This is a genomic window from Chthonomonas sp. (assembly GCA_016788425.1).
Taxonomy (GTDB): Bacteria; Armatimonadota; Fimbriimonadia; order Fimbriimonadales; family Fimbriimonadaceae; genus JAEURQ01.
The window spans coordinates 259,807-275,613 of sequence record JAEURQ010000003.1 but is presented as its reverse complement, the minus strand read 5'-3'; the positions used below and the strand labels follow the sequence as shown (position 1 = coordinate 275,613).

14 protein-coding genes are annotated in these 15,807 nt (G+C 61.4%); 5 read left to right on the top strand and 9 right to left on the bottom strand.

Going from position 1 to position 15,807, the window contains the following annotated elements:
• Nucleotides 1–37: 37 nt before the first annotated feature.
• Entirely contained in the window at nt 38–859 is an 822-nt protein-coding gene (locus JNJ45_08605) for a prepilin-type N-terminal cleavage/methylation domain-containing protein (GenBank protein MBL8048728.1), read from the bottom strand.
• Between the two features lie 92 nt (nt 860–951).
• Nucleotides 952–1,974, bottom strand: a complete 1,023-nt coding sequence (locus JNJ45_08600) for a prepilin peptidase (GenBank protein ID MBL8048727.1) — start codon at nt 1,972–1,974, stop codon at nt 952–954.
• 59 nt (nt 1,975–2,033) lie between these two features.
• Between JNJ45_08600 and JNJ45_08595 the strand changes: the two genes are divergently transcribed.
• Nucleotides 2,034–4,004 carry a C40 family peptidase gene (locus JNJ45_08595; GenBank protein ID MBL8048726.1) on the top strand — a complete coding sequence of 657 codons (1,971 nt, stop codon included), beginning with the start codon at nt 2,034–2,036 and terminating at the stop codon, nt 4,002–4,004.
• Here the strand turns inward: JNJ45_08595 and JNJ45_08590 are convergent.
• Genes JNJ45_08590 through JNJ45_08570 form a run of 5 tightly spaced genes read right to left on the bottom strand, consistent with a single transcriptional unit; the run spans nt 4,001 to nt 9,877 of the window.
• Nucleotides 4,001–5,299, bottom strand: coding sequence for a thymidine phosphorylase (locus JNJ45_08590; GenBank protein ID MBL8048725.1), 1,299 nt, complete (start codon nt 5,297–5,299; stop codon nt 4,001–4,003). The genes JNJ45_08595 and JNJ45_08590 overlap by 4 nt on opposite strands.
• Nucleotides 5,296–6,561, bottom strand: a complete 1,266-nt coding sequence (locus JNJ45_08585; GenBank protein ID MBL8048724.1) for a PD40 domain-containing protein — start codon at nt 6,559–6,561, stop codon at nt 5,296–5,298. Before JNJ45_08585 ends, JNJ45_08590 begins: the two co-directional genes overlap by 4 nt.
• A gap of 23 nt (nt 6,562–6,584) precedes the next feature.
• Nucleotides 6,585–7,451, bottom strand: coding sequence for an alpha/beta fold hydrolase (locus JNJ45_08580; GenBank protein ID MBL8048723.1), 867 nt, complete (start codon nt 7,449–7,451; stop codon nt 6,585–6,587).
• Nucleotides 7,452–7,458: 7 nt separating this feature from the next.
• The gene (locus JNJ45_08575; GenBank protein ID MBL8048722.1) at nt 7,459–9,312 is read right to left on the bottom strand and encodes an arginine--tRNA ligase; all 1,854 of its coding nucleotides are present in this window, start codon (nt 9,310–9,312) and stop codon (nt 7,459–7,461) included.
• A gap of 28 nt (nt 9,313–9,340) precedes the next feature.
• Nucleotides 9,341–9,877, bottom strand: coding sequence for a hypothetical protein (locus JNJ45_08570; GenBank protein ID MBL8048721.1), 537 nt, complete (start codon nt 9,875–9,877; stop codon nt 9,341–9,343).
• Nucleotides 9,878–10,081: 204 nt separating this feature from the next.
• Between JNJ45_08570 and JNJ45_08565 the strand changes: the two genes are divergently transcribed.
• Genes JNJ45_08565 through JNJ45_08555 form a run of 3 tightly spaced genes read left to right on the top strand, consistent with a single transcriptional unit; the run spans nt 10,082 to nt 12,690 of the window.
• Complete coding sequence (locus JNJ45_08565; protein MBL8048720.1) at nt 10,082–10,990, top strand: tetratricopeptide repeat protein; 909 nt, start codon at nt 10,082–10,084, stop codon at nt 10,988–10,990.
• Between the two features lie 31 nt (nt 10,991–11,021).
• A complete protein-coding gene (locus JNJ45_08560) occupies nt 11,022–11,477 on the top strand; it encodes a response regulator (protein ID MBL8048719.1) in 456 nt (151 codons plus the stop codon).
• Nucleotides 11,470–12,690 (top strand): pyridoxal phosphate-dependent aminotransferase, encoded by a 1,221-nt coding sequence (locus tag JNJ45_08555; protein ID MBL8048718.1) that lies wholly within the window; start codon nt 11,470–11,472, stop codon nt 12,688–12,690. Before JNJ45_08560 ends, JNJ45_08555 begins: the two co-directional genes overlap by 8 nt.
• A 48-nt stretch (nt 12,691–12,738) precedes the next feature.
• On the opposite strand, the gene JNJ45_08550 is transcribed toward JNJ45_08555, so the two are convergent.
• The gene (locus JNJ45_08550) at nt 12,739–13,842 is read right to left on the bottom strand and encodes a redoxin domain-containing protein (GenBank protein ID MBL8048717.1); all 1,104 of its coding nucleotides are present in this window, start codon (nt 13,840–13,842) and stop codon (nt 12,739–12,741) included.
• Nucleotides 13,843–13,887: 45 nt separating this feature from the next.
• Nucleotides 13,888–14,559: a helix-turn-helix transcriptional regulator gene (locus JNJ45_08545; protein ID MBL8048716.1), complete on the bottom strand. Its 672-nt coding sequence runs from the start codon at nt 14,557–14,559 to the stop codon at nt 13,888–13,890.
• A gap of 133 nt (nt 14,560–14,692) precedes the next feature.
• On the opposite strand from JNJ45_08545, the gene JNJ45_08540 reads away from it, so the two are divergent.
• On the top strand, nt 14,693–15,775 hold the full coding sequence (locus tag JNJ45_08540; protein MBL8048715.1) for a hypothetical protein: 1,083 nt from the start codon (nt 14,693–14,695) through the stop codon (nt 15,773–15,775).
• Nucleotides 15,776–15,807 lie beyond the last annotated feature (32 nt).

Below are 15,807 nucleotides of genomic sequence, written 5' to 3'. Positions count from 1 at the left end.
TTGCCCCCAACCAATGTTGAGGAAGCGAAAAGACTTGTTACGGAATGACGCGCCACGAACGGTTCGCCACGTCGAGCGAGTCGGCGTTCTTCACGCCGCCTCCCAGGAAGAGCACGGCCTCGCGCTTAATGCGCTGCGGCACGCCGTTCACGTAGTCGCGATAGAAACTGTTCCAGGTGATGACCGTGTTTTCGGGCGGATCGCTGTAGCCGAGTTGCCGCGGATCGTCGAGGGCGTTACCACCCGCGAGTCCCCACGTGGACCAGAAAAGGCTGTAGCGAAGCTCGGTGCGCCGCCCCGATGGGGTGTTCACTTCCGAGGCGTCGTAGCCGCTGATTTTGTAAAACTGAGCGTTACCGCCGCCGTTCTGCACGACTTGCGTCGGACCGAAGGCTTGGCGAGCGTTCGCAAGGTCATCGTCGGCGCCCACGAGTCGGCCATCGCCGTTCAGGTCGATGATCGGCGACGTGCCGATCGCTCGCGTGTCCTGCGTCGGCCACACGGCGGTCGTGATATCCGTCGCCGCGGCGCGGAGCTTAATCGGGCGGAACGTGTCCACCGCATCCACGCGCTTAGGATAAAGGAACCCACTCACGTTGTTCGCTGGGATGACTTGTCCGGCTTGCGGACCGGTTTGATAAAGCGAGACGTATCCTAAGAGGGCGGGCGGATATCCGCCTTGGTCCTGCCGATACAGCTGGAGCGCAGAGCGGAGCGAATTCATCGAGCTGATGTCGTTCCCCCGGTTGGCGTTATCCTTCGCCCGGCTAAAAACCGGGAAGATGATTGCGGCCAGGATCGCGATAATGGCGATCACAACCAGCAATTCAATCAACGTAAAAGCGCGACGATGCTGCATATTCACTCACTCTGAGACAGATGCTAGACTACCCGCCCCGGCGCAAGGTTCCCGGAGCATGCATAAGTCCTAGACAACTTTTCTCAAAATTCTTACTTCAGGCCCTGAAACTGCAAATAGCCTTCGTAGAGGCGCATGACCTGGGGCTCGAAAAACACCACAATCATGGCCCCGACGGCAAGTGACGGCCCGAACGGAATCATGGTCAGGCTCACCTCGTCGTTCTCGTCAATCTCCTCGGCGGCGAAGGGGTTCTCGCCAAAGTAGGATTCGTAGAACTTCGGGAAGAAAAGTCCCACAATATCAAACAGCAGGAAGTAGCCGACGCCGCACTTGAGCAAGCTTCCGACCGATTCCGGCACATATTCTTCGTCGTCGTCTTCGGTTTCGGGCTCGGGGGCAGCCGGTTTTGCCTTGCGCGCCACGATTGTAATGATGCCCACCACCATGCCGCACATCACCGCAATGATGAGGCTGAACCCGGTGAGCATCGGAAAGAGCATCGCGCCGATGCCGCGCATCATTTTGATGTCGCCGTGACCCATCGCGTCTTTGCCAAAGAGAAGCCGCCCGAGCAAGGCGATCCCCCAAATCAGTCCGGCTCCGACCAGCCACCCGGCCAGCGCGCTGGGCATGCCCCAGGTCCAACCCTTGGGGTCGTTTTGCAGGATCAGGCCGATGTTGTACGTCACCCCGGCGAACCACATGGTGGCGTTCAGTTGGTCCGGAATAATATAGTGCGCGAGGTCGGTGCCAATGGCCGCGACCAGGGCCGACATGAAGATAGCCAGGCAGACCGCGCGCCACGGATCTTCGCGGAGTACGAGGCATTGGTACCAAATCGCCGCGAACAGGATTCCGTTGAACAGCTCAATAAAGAAGTATCGGCTGGAAATCGGCGCGTGACAATGGCGGCACTTTCCGCGAAGGAACAGCCAGCTCAAAAGCGGGAACAGATCGAGGACCGTGAGCCGCGCTCGGCACCGCGGGCAAAAGCTGTTTTTGGGTTCGGAGATACTGAGCCCGCGTGGCATGCGATAGATCAGCGCGTTGAGAAAACTGCCGATCGATGCCCCGATGAAGAGTCCGACTATCCATGTCCAGGCGGGAAACACGGGTTAATTATGCGCATTTGGGCTATGAATCGTAGATTTACCGGGTCAAAATAAAAGGTATGCGCGGTTTTGCCCTGTCTCTGGCTCTCGTTTTCGGCGGTGTGGCCGTGGCGAAGATGCCTCGTTGGCAAGACCTGAAGGCGAGCGTGGTCAAGGTGCAGCGCGGCAAATTGCTGGTCGGGCTCCGCTCGGGCGGTGCCGCCGTCTACGATCTCGGCTCGGAATCGCCGATCCTCTACATCCCCAGCCCCGGCCCCGCGCCGACCGACGTGGTGTGGGAAGGCAACCGCATCTGGTGGATCACCGGCGAAGGCAACGACGTGTTCACCGCCCGCTCGGGGGTGAAGACGCCGACCAAAGTCGCGGCGAACCTCACCGAAGCGCCCCGCCGGCTGAGCACCTGGCAAGGGCAAGTGCTCGTGCAAGGCGATGCCCAGCTGAGGTTCATCGCCCCCGACAAGCTGACCGTGAAGATGCCCGAGGACGTGCTGCCGAAGGACGTAGCCGAGGCCGCCCAGCAAGGCACCGTGCTGAGCAACTGGTTTACGACTCGCGACGGCAAGGGCGAGGGGCAGCTGGTCGTGATTCGCCGCTATGGTCGCCGCCAAAACGATTCCACGCCGATCCGCGACATCGCCAGCATCACCGGTTGGAGCAGCACCGGGCGCGACTACAAAACCCTCGGCACATACACCCGCTCGCTCGTCGAGTTTCGACCCGCCAATGGCCCGCGCGTCAAGTTTAAGTTGGGACGCAAAGATGTGGACGAAGCCTTTGGTGCATGCGACCCCGGCAACCTGATTTTGAGCCCAGATGGGCTCATTGCCCTGGAAGATCGTCTGGCGCTGGCGGTGCCTCTGCGTGCGAAAAGCTGGATGCCGCAAGAGATTCCGCTGCGGATTTCGCCCAACTACAACAAGAGTCTCACGAGTTCCGGCGCGAACCTGTGGTGGACCGACGGCGCGCGCATTTTTTGCGGCAGCGTCGAGGCCGGTGCGGTGGATGTGTATCTGCCGAAGAAGAAGCCCACCGCGCCGTTCAAGATACTGAGCGCGGACGACGACGGGCTGTGGCTGCTGCACGGCGACTTTATCAAACGCATTGCGCCTGAGCAGCTCGACACGACTACCGACAACGGTTTCGTTCGCTACGCGGCTGGCACTCGCCAACCTGAGCTTTCCGCCGACGAATTGCGACTCCGCGAGAACGCGATTAACGCCCGCACTACCACGGCGAACGCGTGGGATTGGACGCAGGCGCAAGTCGCCTCCCTCGGCGCGACGACCAAACTCACCGATCGCGAAAAGACCCTGCAAAAGGTCGCGAAGAGCATCACGACGGACCTGCAGGTGGGCGACATTCTGGTTCGGCGAGGCCAGCCGCGGGTCTATATCGGCGATGGCGAGGTCGCCTACGCCGACTTTGGCCGGGTTCGCCGCGACACGCTTGAGCTGTCGCCGGACACGCGCATTTACCGCGTGTTCAATTCGCGGCCGGTGGCGCAGTTCACTCGCGTGCAGGGTCCCACTGACACCGACCCGATGCAGATTTTGAACGGCGGGCCGTCGCTGGGCACACTCGCGCAGCGCGTGCCGGTCATCGGATTGCATAAGATCAACGCCACGCTCGGGACAGATCTGTTCGCGCGCGTCAACCAGCAAAGTCCGTTTGACCAACCCTACACTCCCGCGTTACGCGACTTGCTCGCGGAGGCCGAAAGCTGGATCGGAACGCCTTACGTGTGGGGCGGCAACACCAAAGACGGCGCGGATTGCAGTGGATTTGTGAAGGGCGTTTTCGCCCGATTCGGCATCAACCTGCCGCGCCACAGTCAGGATATGGGGCAGGTCGCGTTTGGGCAAGTGGTGGTGGACGAACTTCGCTTTGGCGATGTGCTCGTGTACCCGAGCCCGAAGCACGTGGCGATCTATGTCGGCGGCGGCAAAACCATCGAGGCGATCAAGGGCGGCGTCGGCTACAGCAACGTGTGGCGACGCGACCGCGCCGTAATTCGGCGGTTTTTGAACTAGCCCAGAACCAACGGTCGCGGCATCACCGGACTCGTGGACCATTCGATAGCGGGCAAAATCGCGTTGCGCGCGGCGATGGCGGAGTTCTCGTCGCTGGCGTGAATCGTGAACAGCGCTTGTCCAGGTTGAACGAGGTCGCCCACCCGAATATGGCACTCGATGCCCACCGCGTGATTGATTTTCGCGTCCTTGGTTTTGCGGCCACCGCCCAGATCAACGACGGCTTGACCGACCACGCCCGCCGGGATGCGGCGCACGGTTTCCGCCGCGCCTTGATGTTGAATCACGCCCTTGACCGGCGCTTTCGGCACCCAGGATTCGTCGCTCAGGAAGCGCGGATTAGCGCCTTGCGCGGTGAACCACTCTTCGGCGCGGAACAGCGCCTGGCCCGACTCCAACTTGTCTTTGGCGGTCGCTCGCCCGGCGTCGAGGCTCGGCGCGAGGCCGCAGGCGTGGAGCGTCACTCCGGCCAGATGAATACAGAGTTCCGTGAGCCGCGCCGGGCCGCGCCGACACAGGACGCGGGCAGCTTCGGCCACCTCGATCGCGTTGCCGCATGCTTCGCCGAGAGGTTGATCCATGTCACTAATAACGGCTTCGACGCGCACCCCGCATTCGGCGCCGATCTGCTTGAGCGCCGACGCCAATTGTTGAGCGTCGGCAAGTTCGCGCATGAACGCGCCGCTCCCGCATTTCACGTCGAGCACGATGGTCTCGGCTCCGCCGGCAATTTTCTTGCTCAGGATGCTGCTCGCGATGAGCGGAATAGATTCCACGGTTGCGGTGGCGTCGCGCAGGGCATAGAGAATCTTGTCGGCGGGCGCAAGCAGCGGGGTTTGGCCCGTGAGCGCTAGACCGATGTGGGCAGCTTGATCCACCATGGCTTCCGGCGCAAGATTGACATTGAAGCCAGGCACACTCTCCAGCTTGTCCACGGTGCCGCCGGTGATGCCGAGGCCGCGGCCGCTCATTTTCACGACGCTCAGACCGCACGCGGCCAGCAGGGGCAGCAACACGATGGTGGTTTTGTCGCCCACGCCGCCGGTGGAATGCTTGTCCACCCACGGCTTTTTCATGCGGCTGAGGTCCAGGCGCGAGCCCGACTTGGCCATCGCCAACGTGAGAGCCGCGGTTTCCGCAGAAGTCATCGGGCGCAACACGGCCGCCATTAGCCAGGCGGACACCTGGTAATCGGGAATCTCCCCGGCGGTAAGCGCCTGCACAAACTCATCAATCTGCGCGGTCGTGTGGACCCGCGCGTCGCGGCGATCGGCGATAAACCCCAGGATGTTCATTTCGGAATTTCGGTTTGCGGGGAGAACGAGATGGACTGATATTCGCCGCCCGAAGTCAACTTATTGGGCTGATCGCTGCCGACCTTGAGGGTGTAGACCGCGGATTCGGTGGGCGAAACTCGTTGCACGAACGCCATTTGCTGGCCGCTCGGATGCCATGCCACCTCCAAAATGTTGCCTTGCACCACGCCTTGCCACTGGGCGTTGGCCTGCACCGGCGCCGCGACAATCGCTTGACCCGCAAAGCTGCTCTTGCCGTCCCAAGTTCCGGCGATGGCTAGCAGTTGGTCGCCGGTGGGCGAGAACGTGGCCGAGACGAATGCGCTCTTGGGGTCCTTGCTCGCCGCCATGGGGATGGCACCCGCATTCCCAGCAAAGTCAAACACGATCACCGCGTTTTCGTACGGCTTGATGATCTTTCCGTTCTTGACAAACTCCTCGGGAATGGAGTCCTTGTTCAGAAAGTCGAAACCAAGCACGCAAGCCACTACCTTGCCGTCCCCGCTCACATCGTAGTCCACGCGCTTGCCGACCACCAGCACCTGCGGGCGGGGCAGAGTGAGTTCGCCGGTCTGATCTTTTTCGGGTTGGAGCCCTTGGCGCACCAGCACTTGCCGGTCGTCCTCGGTGGTCATCAGCGCGTAAACCACGCTGCGGTCGCTGGGCCATTTCGCCGATCGAAATGCCTTCCCAATGTTTTGGTACTGCATCTGGAATTGGTCGGTGCTCCCGCCTTCGTCGTCTTTGTTGGCCGACTTCATTTGCGGCGGCAACACCTGCCGCGTCGTGCCTTCGCGCGGCTCGTAGCTCAGCACAAATCCGGCCTGCGTGATCAGTGCTTCCTTGGTATCGGTTTCGCCAAACGGACCCCAGTACATGCCGGTGACGCTGCGGGTGCCGATCGAGCGCACTTCGACCGACTTCTTGGCCACGTTCCAGCGATGGATGAGATACGCACCCTCGTTACGATCGCTCAAAAAGAACACGCGGTTGCCGTCGGGTCGCCAAACGGGGGCCTTATCGGTGGAGGTTTCGGTGGCGTCGGGCGCGAGTTCCTCGCTCCCGCCGGGCGACAGCAGAACCGCCTTCGCGCCATCGGAACCGACTTTGGTCGCCAGCACCAGGTCGCGGGTATCGCGGACGCCGGTATCCGGGTCTTGCAGAAAGTCCTGCAACTTGGTGTAGCCAAAGTACATCGCGGCCAGCCCCAAGAGGAGGCCGAGCGACATGATGCGGCGACGTTTGAGCCCGGTCGGTTGCATAGTTACCCAGTATTATGGCGAGTTCAACGCGCGGTGAATCCGTGCCGTTCCAGCCACTCGTAAAGGTCGGCGTAGTATTGGCCGGAGTGCACCCAACGACCTTCCGCGTGGTTGCAACCATGGTACACGTGCAGGTCGATGCCCGCGCGAGCGCGCTGGTTGCGCTCCGCCTCGGCGAGGGGCACCATCGTATCGGCATCGCCATGCATCAGTAGCACCGGGCAGTCGGTCTTCTTCAATGCTTCGGTGACGCGGCCATCTTTCAGCCGAACCTTCGCGAGGACGCGGGCGAAAATCAGGGTCGGGCGCATAAAGAACTGCAGCGTCTTTCCGCCGAGGAACAGCCACCACCCTTGGGCCGCTTGAAGCAGCTCTGCGTACACCGAGTCGAGCACCATGCCATCGAGCTTGAGGTTCGGGCTCGCGAGAACCGTGGCCGCCGCGCCCATGGAACTGCCCCACACCACGACTTTGGCGTGCGGCATTTTTTCCCGAGCAAGGGCCACGGCGCCGGCGACATCTTCGGCCTCGCGTAGGCCGAGCGTTACGACCGCATTGGGGCTGCGCCCGTGTCCAGGAAAGTCGAACAGCAGGCAGGCGTAGCCGCGCTCGTTGAGCTTGGCCGCGACCGCCGAGGGCTCGCTCATGTTCATCATGTAGCCGTGCGCCAAGATGATGACGGTCTTGGCTTCGGGGTTGGGTAGCCACCAGGCCGAAAGCTGCTTGCCCTCGCGACCGATCACTTTGACGTTTTCCTGCGGCACGCCGATGAGGCCCGGCGAAAAGAAGAGCGGGGTGCGGAACGGGTGCACGCTAAACCGCGCGACCGCGTAAAGGATGCCGAGATACAGCAGGGCGACGATGCCGAGCGTGACAAGGAGCGCTGTCATAAGGCGGCTACATGCGTTCCGGCGCGGAAATGCCGAGGATGGCCAAACTTCGTCGCAAACTGAGGGCGGCCGCTTCGCAAAGCGCCAATCGGGCGGCGGTGAGGGTCGGTTGGTCGGCTTGAATCACGCGGCACCCATCGTAAAACGCGTGGTAGCTGCGAGCCAGTTCCATGGCGTAGGTGGTCAGCCGGTGCACGCCGTAATCTTGGGCCGATCGCCCCACCTCGAACGGCAGGTCCACCACCTTTTTGATCAGCGTGAGCTCGCGCGGATCGCTCAGAGCGACAGTCTGAGCGGCATCGGGCGTGAACCCTTGCTCCGCGGCCTTGGCGATAACCGAACAGATGCGGGCATGCGCGTATTGGACATAGAACACCGGGTTCTCATCAGACTCGCGCTGCGCCAAATCGAGGTCAAAGTCAAACGTCGTATCGTGCGAGCGCATGAGATAGAAGAAGCGCGCGACATCGCGCCCGACCCCCAGCTGCTCGTCCTCGCTCGCCGCCGGCTTAAGGTGCGTCCCGATCTCGCGCATCAGGTCAATCAGCGCGAAAATGTTGCCGTCGCGTTTGCGCATCGGCGCGGGTTGACCGTCCTTCAGGAACCGGACCAGCTGGTAAATCTGCACTTCCAGGCGTTGCTTGGCCAGGGCCAGCGCGGCCACACAAAGGTCGCGCTCGGCGACCGATCGGTAAAGCTTGGCTTCGACCTCGCTGAGTTCCGCGCCCGGTTCAGGCTGAGGCACTTCACCCTCGGCAACGAGCATCGCCGCCACCACCGACTGCAAGCGCCCGATGTAACCATGGTGATCTGGCCCCAAGATCGTGATCAGCCGATGCGCGTTGGCGGGTCGGTTGAACTTGTCCTTGTGATAAGCGACATCGCTGGAAATGTAGGTCAGGCGGCCATCGCGACGCCGCAGCACGCGATCTTGGTCATCGCCAAACTTGGTCGAGCGGAGCCAAAGCGTCGCGCCGCCACCTTCGGCGTCGTCGGCATCGTTGACTTGCGCCTCGATCTCGACATCCTCGATTTTGCCGCCCTTGGCCAGCTTGAGCTTGGCGCGAGTCGGGTTTTCGTCGGCGACGCCACTGGCTTGCAGGTGGTCAATTTCCTCGGCGACGCGGCCCGCTTCGTGCAGGCTTTGCTCGCTGAACCAGGTGTCGAATTCCACTCCAAACGCGCTGAGCGCGGTTCGTTGCGCATGGATCATCAGCGCCTCGCTTTCCGTGCGGTAATCCATGCCCGGTTTGAGCTTGGCCGCCACCTCTTGCACGTAGTCGCCGCGATATCCGTTCTCGGGGAAGGGCGTGCCTTCGACCATGCTGCGGACGCTCTCGGCGAAGAGGCGCATTTGCTCCGAGTTCACGCCGTCGTTGATGTAGTACTCGCGGTGAACTTGGTGGCCCGCCGCCTCCAGCACATTGCACAGCGCCGAGCCATAGGCCGCGCCGCGACCCGAGCCGATGGTGATGGGTCCGTTCGGGTTTACCGACACGAATTCGACATTGATGCGCTGAGGGTCAGCCGCTTGAAGCGAACCAAAAGAATCGCCCTGCGTGAGCACCTCGCCGACCTGCGCGGCGATGAGGCTGGGTTCGACCCAAAGGTTGACGAATCCCGGCCCGGCAACTTCGGCGCGCGTGATTCCGCTCATGCCTTGCAGCTGCGCCACCAGGGCCTCGCCGAGCGCGCGCGGGTTACTGGCCGCGAGCTTGCTGGCGATCATCGCGATGTTGGTCGTGTAGTCGCCAAACTCGGGCGCCTTGGAATCCTGGATTTCCGCGACCGGCCACGCCACGTCGGAGCGAACCGCGTGAAGGGCAACATTGACTTTTTGAGCGAGGAGGTCGCGTAACAAACCAGCCCTAGTTTACCGACCGCTCAGGTTAGAGTCGCGGCGCGTGATACGGGCGTTCGACCACCGGGATGAATTCGAACCGCGTGATCCACGTTCCCTGGTGATAAATGCGGCCGGTACCGTTCTCCGGAACGGTGAAGTACACCTGTTCGGCGGTCTGCATTTCAAGGCGGCGGCCATCGGGCATGGCGACGCGCACCATGTACTTGTACTGCAGATCGTCGAGCAGATAGCCTTCGTCAACGATGTCGTTTTGCATGTTGAGCACGTAACGCCCGATGATGTACGCGTCGTTGATGACGCCTTGCGGCGCGTTTGCTTTGACGCCGTCGCGGTACGCCAGACCTTTCACGAGCCCGTAACCCAGGGCCACGGCCCCGCCCAGAAACATGATCACCGACAGCCACACGCCGGCGATATTGTTGGACGCCCCACTGGCATAAGCGCCGGCCGAGACCAGTCCACCGGCAAAGAACATCGGCACGGAAAGCACCATCGAGAGGATCCCGCCCAGCACGAAGAACCGCAGACGTCGCTGCTCTTGAAAAATCTTGTTTACGCCCATGTCAACCCTTTGGTGGAAAATCTGTGTATAAGCCCCGCATCCATTCCCCGCCCCTTGGCGTCACTTCTACAGGCCAAAGGAGTGGCGGGCGAATGGCCAAGGAGGGCCACTTCCCTTATGGTCAAAAGTCCCCTCACCCTTTCTCACGCTTTCCTACAGTAGTGACGAGACGATTTTAGCCAATAATTCAAACTGAGGAAAACAATGTCACTTCAAAAGTGGTTTGGCTACGGAATTAATCCCGACTACGATACGGGCGTACGGGAGCATTCGGCGGGGAATTTCGAAGAAGCAATCGACCCCTTGCGCCGCGTGTTGGCCGCAAAGAACCCGACCCTACACCGGCAAGCGCACTTCTATTTGGCCGAGGCGCTCACCAACGCCGGGCTGCGCGCGCTGCGCCGTGAAGAAGCAGGCGACGCCGTGACCTACCTCACCGAAGCGGTCTCCCTGCACCCGAGCTTCCCCGATGTCCGGCTGCATTTGGCGCATGCGCTGTATCTGGTGGGCGATGTGAACGGGTCGAAGCAACAAATTTCCGAGTCGTTGCGGCTCAACCCCAAGTATCCGCGCGCGGTGTTCTTCTCCGGACTCATGCAGTTTGAGCACGGCGACGCCGAGATTGGCTTGCTGGCCATGCAGCACGCGGCGACGCTTGACCCGCTGTTCGGCGGCGACCGGTTTTTGGCCGGCCAACGCAACTTTGAGTTGGGCGACCGGGGTACGGCGCTGGCGCACTTCCACGTTTTGCTGCAACTGGAGCACAACGACGTGAAGACCTACATTCGGCTGGGCGACCAGTTCGCCGGTAAGAATCAGCACGAGTTGGCGAGCGCCGAATATGAGCGGGCGCTCGAGCTTCAGCCGCAGTATGCCGATGTCCGCATGAAGTACGGTCAGTGCCTGCTAGAACTCAACCAGGTGGGCCGCGCCGCTAGCGAATTCGAAAAGGCGATCGAGATCAATCCGAACTTCGCCGATGCGCACGCGCTGCTTGGCGTCGCGTATCGCCGCCTGGGCGAACTCGACCGAGCCAAGAAGAGTTTTACGACCGCGGTGACCATCAATCCCGAGCATCTCATCGCCTCGCGCGAACTCGTTCGGTTTCGTTAAGGACTAGGGGTTTCGCGTATACTTGGCCCGTATGCCCCGAATCCTTGTGATCGATGACGAAGACGCGGTTTTGAACGCGGTGAAGCGCCGCATGGAGCGGCAAGGCTACGAAGTGGATGCCGCATCCACGGCCGCCGAAGGGATCACCAAGATTCAGGATTCCAAGGACCCATTCGACGCGATTGTCACCGACATGAGCATCGAGGATCCCGAAGCGGGCCTACACGTGCTCAACGCGGCTTTCGCCCGCGACCTCTTCGCCGAGGTCATCGTAATGACCGCTTACGGCAACGTCGCCAACGCCGTGGAATGTATGCGGCGGGGAGCCTTTGATTACGTCGAAAAGAACTCGCCTGGCGTGGACGTGTTCGAGCTATTGACCATGAAGGTGGACCAAGCGATTGATCGCCGTCGCCAAGACGTGCGCGCCGTTGAGCGCTGGGAGCGCGCAGCCCGAATTCAGGAGAAGCGACACGGCGATGCCTAAATCCAGCCTTCGCGCGGACACGATGCCGCCGAGCCCGATCCGCAAGTTGATGCCCTACGCGGACGCGGCCAAAGCGCGTGGAACAAAGATTTTTCACCTCAACATCGGGCAACCCGACGTGATGGCGCCGACCGAGTTTTGGGACGGCGTCAAAGCCGTGCACGGGCGGATTGTGGACTACACGCACTCGCAGGGCACACCTGGCCTCCGCGCGGCCATGCGCGAGTTCTATGCCTCGATCGGCATAGAGCTAAGCGACAGCGAACTGCTCGTCACCACCGCGGGTTCCGAAGCCGTGCTCTTCGCCATGATGTGCACGTGCAATCCGGGCGACGAGGTGATTGTGCCCGAGCCGTTTTACGCGAACTATCTGGGATTCTCCGTTCCGGCGGGCGTAAAGATCGTGCCGATTACGACGCGCCTTGAAGACAACTACGCGTTGCCGAGCGCCGAGGAGTTTGAGCGCCGCATTACGCCAAACACGAAAGCGATTTTGATCTGCAATCCGAGCAACCCGACGGGCACGGTTTACAGCGACGATCAGCTGATGGCCTTGCGCGATTTGGTGTTGAAGCACGACCTCTTTTTGATTGCCGACGAGGTGTACCGCGAGTTCAATTACACGGGGGCGCCGATTCGCAGTGTGCTGCAGCTTGAAGGTCTTGAGAATCACGCGGTCATGGTGGATTCGGTCAGCAAGCGTTACTCGCTTTGTGGCGCGCGCGTGGGGTTTTTGGCCTCCCGCCACGCCGAGGTGATGTCGGGCGCAGCCCGCTTCGCTCAGGCCCGACTTTCGCCGCCGCTGCTGGAGCAGATCGGTGTGGAAGCCGCGACCAAAACTCCGCAGGCGCACTTCGACGCGATGCGCGAGGAATACACGCGCCGCCGCGACGTGCTAGTTCGCGAATTGGCGAGCGTCCCGGGCGTGGTGGTGCCGAAGATTGATGGCGCGTTTTACGCCATGGTGCGGTTGCCGATTGACGACTGCGACAAGTTCTGTCAGTGGCTGCTGGAGTCGTTCGAGCTCGACGGCCAGACGCTGATGCTGGCTCCGGCCAGCGGGTTCTACGCCACTCCCGGCCTCGGCAAAGACGAGGTGCGGATTGCCTACGTGCTGGAGTGCGATAAGATCGTCGAGGCGGTTCGTTGCCTTCGCGTGGCGCTGGAGCGCTATCCAGGGCGCGTGCCAACTCCGGCGGGCGCAGCGAACTAACAAAAAAGCCCCCGAGCGATTGCTCGGGGGCGTTTTTGCGTCGGCGACTTAGCTCTTCTTGAAGAGTTCGAGTCGTTCCTTGAGCTCTTTCTTGAGCTCGGCGTCGGCCGCGGCGTCCTTGTCGGCGAGTTCCACCGCCTTGGTTTGAACCTCAATCGCCTTCGCCTTGTCGCCGCAGCGGAAGAGCGCGTAAGCGTAGGTGTCCAGGATCGCGTAGTCCTTGTCGCGAATCTTGGCGGCCTTTTCGGCGAGCGAACAGGCGTACATGTAGTCTTCCTTGGTGGCGTCGTTGACTTCAACAATCGACCAGGCGACCTCGTTGAGCGCCATCGCGTCCTTGTCAAAGTCAGCTTGGAAACTCTTGGCGAACTTCAGCGCTTCTTCTCGGTTTTGATCCCAAATCGCCGAGTAGATGCTCGCGCAAATCTGAGCCTTGCCCGTCGGCATCTTGGCCGAGAGCTTGCGGTAGATGTCCGACACCTTGTCGTAATCTTGCGTGCCCATGGCGAGGCTCAGGTCGTTGAACGCGGCCTCCATTTCGGCTTCAAGAGCGGCCGCTTCGGCGCGCTTCTTGGCGTTGGCCTTGGGGTCAAACTTGCCGGCGATAATCTGGTCGAGCGTTTCTTCCAGGCCGTCCATGGGGTGACCGATCCAGGCGATCGTGCCGTCCTTGCCGACGATAAACGCGGTCGGGATTCCGTTTTGGCCCGATGCCTTCATCCAGGCGTCGCTCACGGCGCCCGCCGGGCCGTCGATGGCGATGTTGTAGTTCATCTTCGTGCCCATGTCCTTGACAAACTTTTCGACCGTGGCGTAGTAGCTCGTGTCCTTGTTGTCGCGCTTGTTCTCCCAAACGCTGATGCCGTTGAAGCTCACCTTGCCGGCGTACTTCTTGGCCATTTCGGTGATGTGCGGGATGCTGGTTTTGCACGGGCCGCACCAGGTCGCCCAGAACTCCACGACGTAAATCTTGCCCTTTTCGAACTTGGGCACGGGCTTGCCTTTGACCCACTTGGCGACGGCAAGAGCGGGGGCTTTGGCGCCTTCCTTCAGAGCCGGGGCCTTGGGTTGAGCGGCAGTTGCGCCTTGCGCAAACGCGGCCGAAATGGAGAGCGCGGCAACCGCGCTGGTGATCAGCTTAAAAGTATTCATGACGTCCTCTTTACTCTACGATACCGGACTCGGTTCCGGCGAGTGCTAGTTTCGAGCAAATCGTAGCCCGCGGGTACTGGTCGGAACCGGGTCGAGCACGATCGAGAGCAGCTTCACGTCCTCCGATATTGGCTCGTAGCGATGACTCTCCGCGGCCCAAAAGTAAATGCTGTCGCCCGCCTCAAGTTCGACCGCGCGATCGTCGAACACCACCCGCAACCGTCCGGTGAGCACATAGGCAAACTCCTCGCCGCGGTGCGAGCGCCGCTCGGTCGGTGCGCGCAGCACAATTAGGTTGGGGTTGAAGCGGCCCTCGATGTCGCGACTCGCCAACGGCGAGAATGGCTGCGCGTCGCTGGCCCACTGGTCGGGATCAGCGGACAGTTCGGGACTCGTCGGCATCGAACCCGTGTAGGTCGCCAGGTCGAACCAGCGACCGGTGGTCGTGCGCGCCACGCTCACCGTGTTGCCGACGTCGAACTCGGCCGCCACCAGGTTCTCCGGCTTGAGCTTCAGAGCCCGGGCCAAAATGCGCAGCGTTTCGATGTGCACCGGCAGGCCCTTTTCGATGCGCGTGATCGTGTTCTTGCTCACCTGCGCGCGGTCGGCCAGGTCGCGCACCGAAAGGTCGTGATAGGTGCGGGCGCGAAACAGGCGCTGGCCGAGCACCCCGTAACCCAACTGTTCAACTTTCTCGCGAAACTCTTCCGAACGCATACCGCCAGTATAGCCAGCGAAACCGTGTTGGGACAGTCCCTATGTCAGTATTAAGTTCAAAAATAGGACACTCTTATACAATTTTGATGGAATACTCTGCCTGCAACTTTCGAAAAAGGGGGCACTTCAACTTATGGTTACTGCAATTTCTTCAGCGATCTCATTCGGCAGCGCGATGCTCAGCATGGGCGGCCTGACCGTGGCCACCGGCGGCATCGACAAGGCCGGCGAAGTCACGGTCATGCGCGTGTTCAACAACAAGGTCTATGTCGGTGGCCGCTTCGAGCGGGCCAACCGCAAGCTCGTCAACAACGTCGCGGTCTGGGACGGCACGGCGTGGTCGGGTCTTGGCAAGGGCGTCGACGGCAAGGTCTACGACATCCTGGAACTCAACGGAAAGGTCTTCGTCGCGGGCGACTTCTCGTACGCCGGCAAGAGCAGCGAATCGGAAGGCATTGACGCCGTCCGAATCGCGAAGTGGGATGGCACCGCTTGGTCGGCCATGGGCAAGCCCGCCGTGGACCGCGAAATCTATGCGCTGGCCACCGACGGCAAGAGCATCTACATCGGCGGAAACTTCACCAAGATCAACAACGCGACCGAAACGCGCGGCGTGGCCAAGTGGGGCGGCACCAAGTGGGAAGCCATCGGCGGCAAGTTCGATCGCGCGGTGATGACTCTGTGCTGGCACAAGGGCCAACTTTATGCCGGTGGCATTTTCAAGGAGTTTGGCGATGACGCGATCAGCAAGGTTGCCGTCTACGATGGCAAGACCTGGAGCGAAGTCGGCAACGGTGGCCTGAGCGATCGGGTCGCATGGCTCGCTTCGGACGGCACGAATCTGTTTGCGGCGGGTCAATTCTCCATCGACGGTAGCCAAGGCATCGGCAAGTGGGATGGTTCCAAGTGGAGCCTCGCCGCCAAGACGGACAACGAAACCTACTTTGTCCACGCCGACAAGAATCGTCTGGCTTTTGCGGGTGAGTTTAACTCGGTGAACGGCAAGGCGAGCCACAACGCAGCGGTCCTGGAGGATGGCAAGATCAAGTTCTCGCTCAACGAGCTGCTGTACAGCCATCACCGCACCATCGTCCCGTTTGGCGACTCCTACATGCTGGGCGGAAACTACGCCGACGTGCGCCGCGAGGACATTGGCGCGACCCTCAAGTGGACGGGCGGATCGGACCCCAGCAAGCTCGTCGACATGGCCCCGTAAGGGACCGCATTCGTTCGGAAAGGAGAAGGGCC

Coding starts and splice junctions, on each gene's coding strand:
- JNJ45_08605 (MBL8048728.1), bottom strand. CDS start 859: ATGCAGCATCGTCGCGCTTTTACGTTGATTGAATTGCTGGTTGTGATC.
- JNJ45_08595 (MBL8048726.1), top strand. CDS start 2,034: ATGCGCGGTTTTGCCCTGTCTCTGGCTCTCGTTTTCGGCGGTGTGGCC.
- JNJ45_08590 (MBL8048725.1), bottom strand. CDS start 5,299: ATGAACATCCTGGGGTTTATCGCCGATCGCCGCGACGCGCGGGTCCAC.
- JNJ45_08585 (MBL8048724.1), bottom strand. CDS start 6,561: ATGCAACCGACCGGGCTCAAACGTCGCCGCATCATGTCGCTCGGCCTC.
- JNJ45_08580 (MBL8048723.1), bottom strand. CDS start 7,451: ATGACAGCGCTCCTTGTCACGCTCGGCATCGTCGCCCTGCTGTATCTC.
- JNJ45_08570 (MBL8048721.1), bottom strand. CDS start 9,877: ATGGGCGTAAACAAGATTTTTCAAGAGCAGCGACGTCTGCGGTTCTTC.
- JNJ45_08565 (MBL8048720.1), top strand. CDS start 10,082: ATGTCACTTCAAAAGTGGTTTGGCTACGGAATTAATCCCGACTACGAT.
- JNJ45_08560 (MBL8048719.1), top strand. CDS start 11,022: ATGCCCCGAATCCTTGTGATCGATGACGAAGACGCGGTTTTGAACGCG.
- JNJ45_08555 (MBL8048718.1), top strand. CDS start 11,470: ATGCCTAAATCCAGCCTTCGCGCGGACACGATGCCGCCGAGCCCGATC.
- JNJ45_08550 (MBL8048717.1), bottom strand. CDS start 13,842: ATGAATACTTTTAAGCTGATCACCAGCGCGGTTGCCGCGCTCTCCATT.
- JNJ45_08545 (MBL8048716.1), bottom strand. CDS start 14,559: ATGCGTTCGGAAGAGTTTCGCGAGAAAGTTGAACAGTTGGGTTACGGG.
- JNJ45_08540 (MBL8048715.1), top strand. CDS start 14,693: ATGGTTACTGCAATTTCTTCAGCGATCTCATTCGGCAGCGCGATGCTC.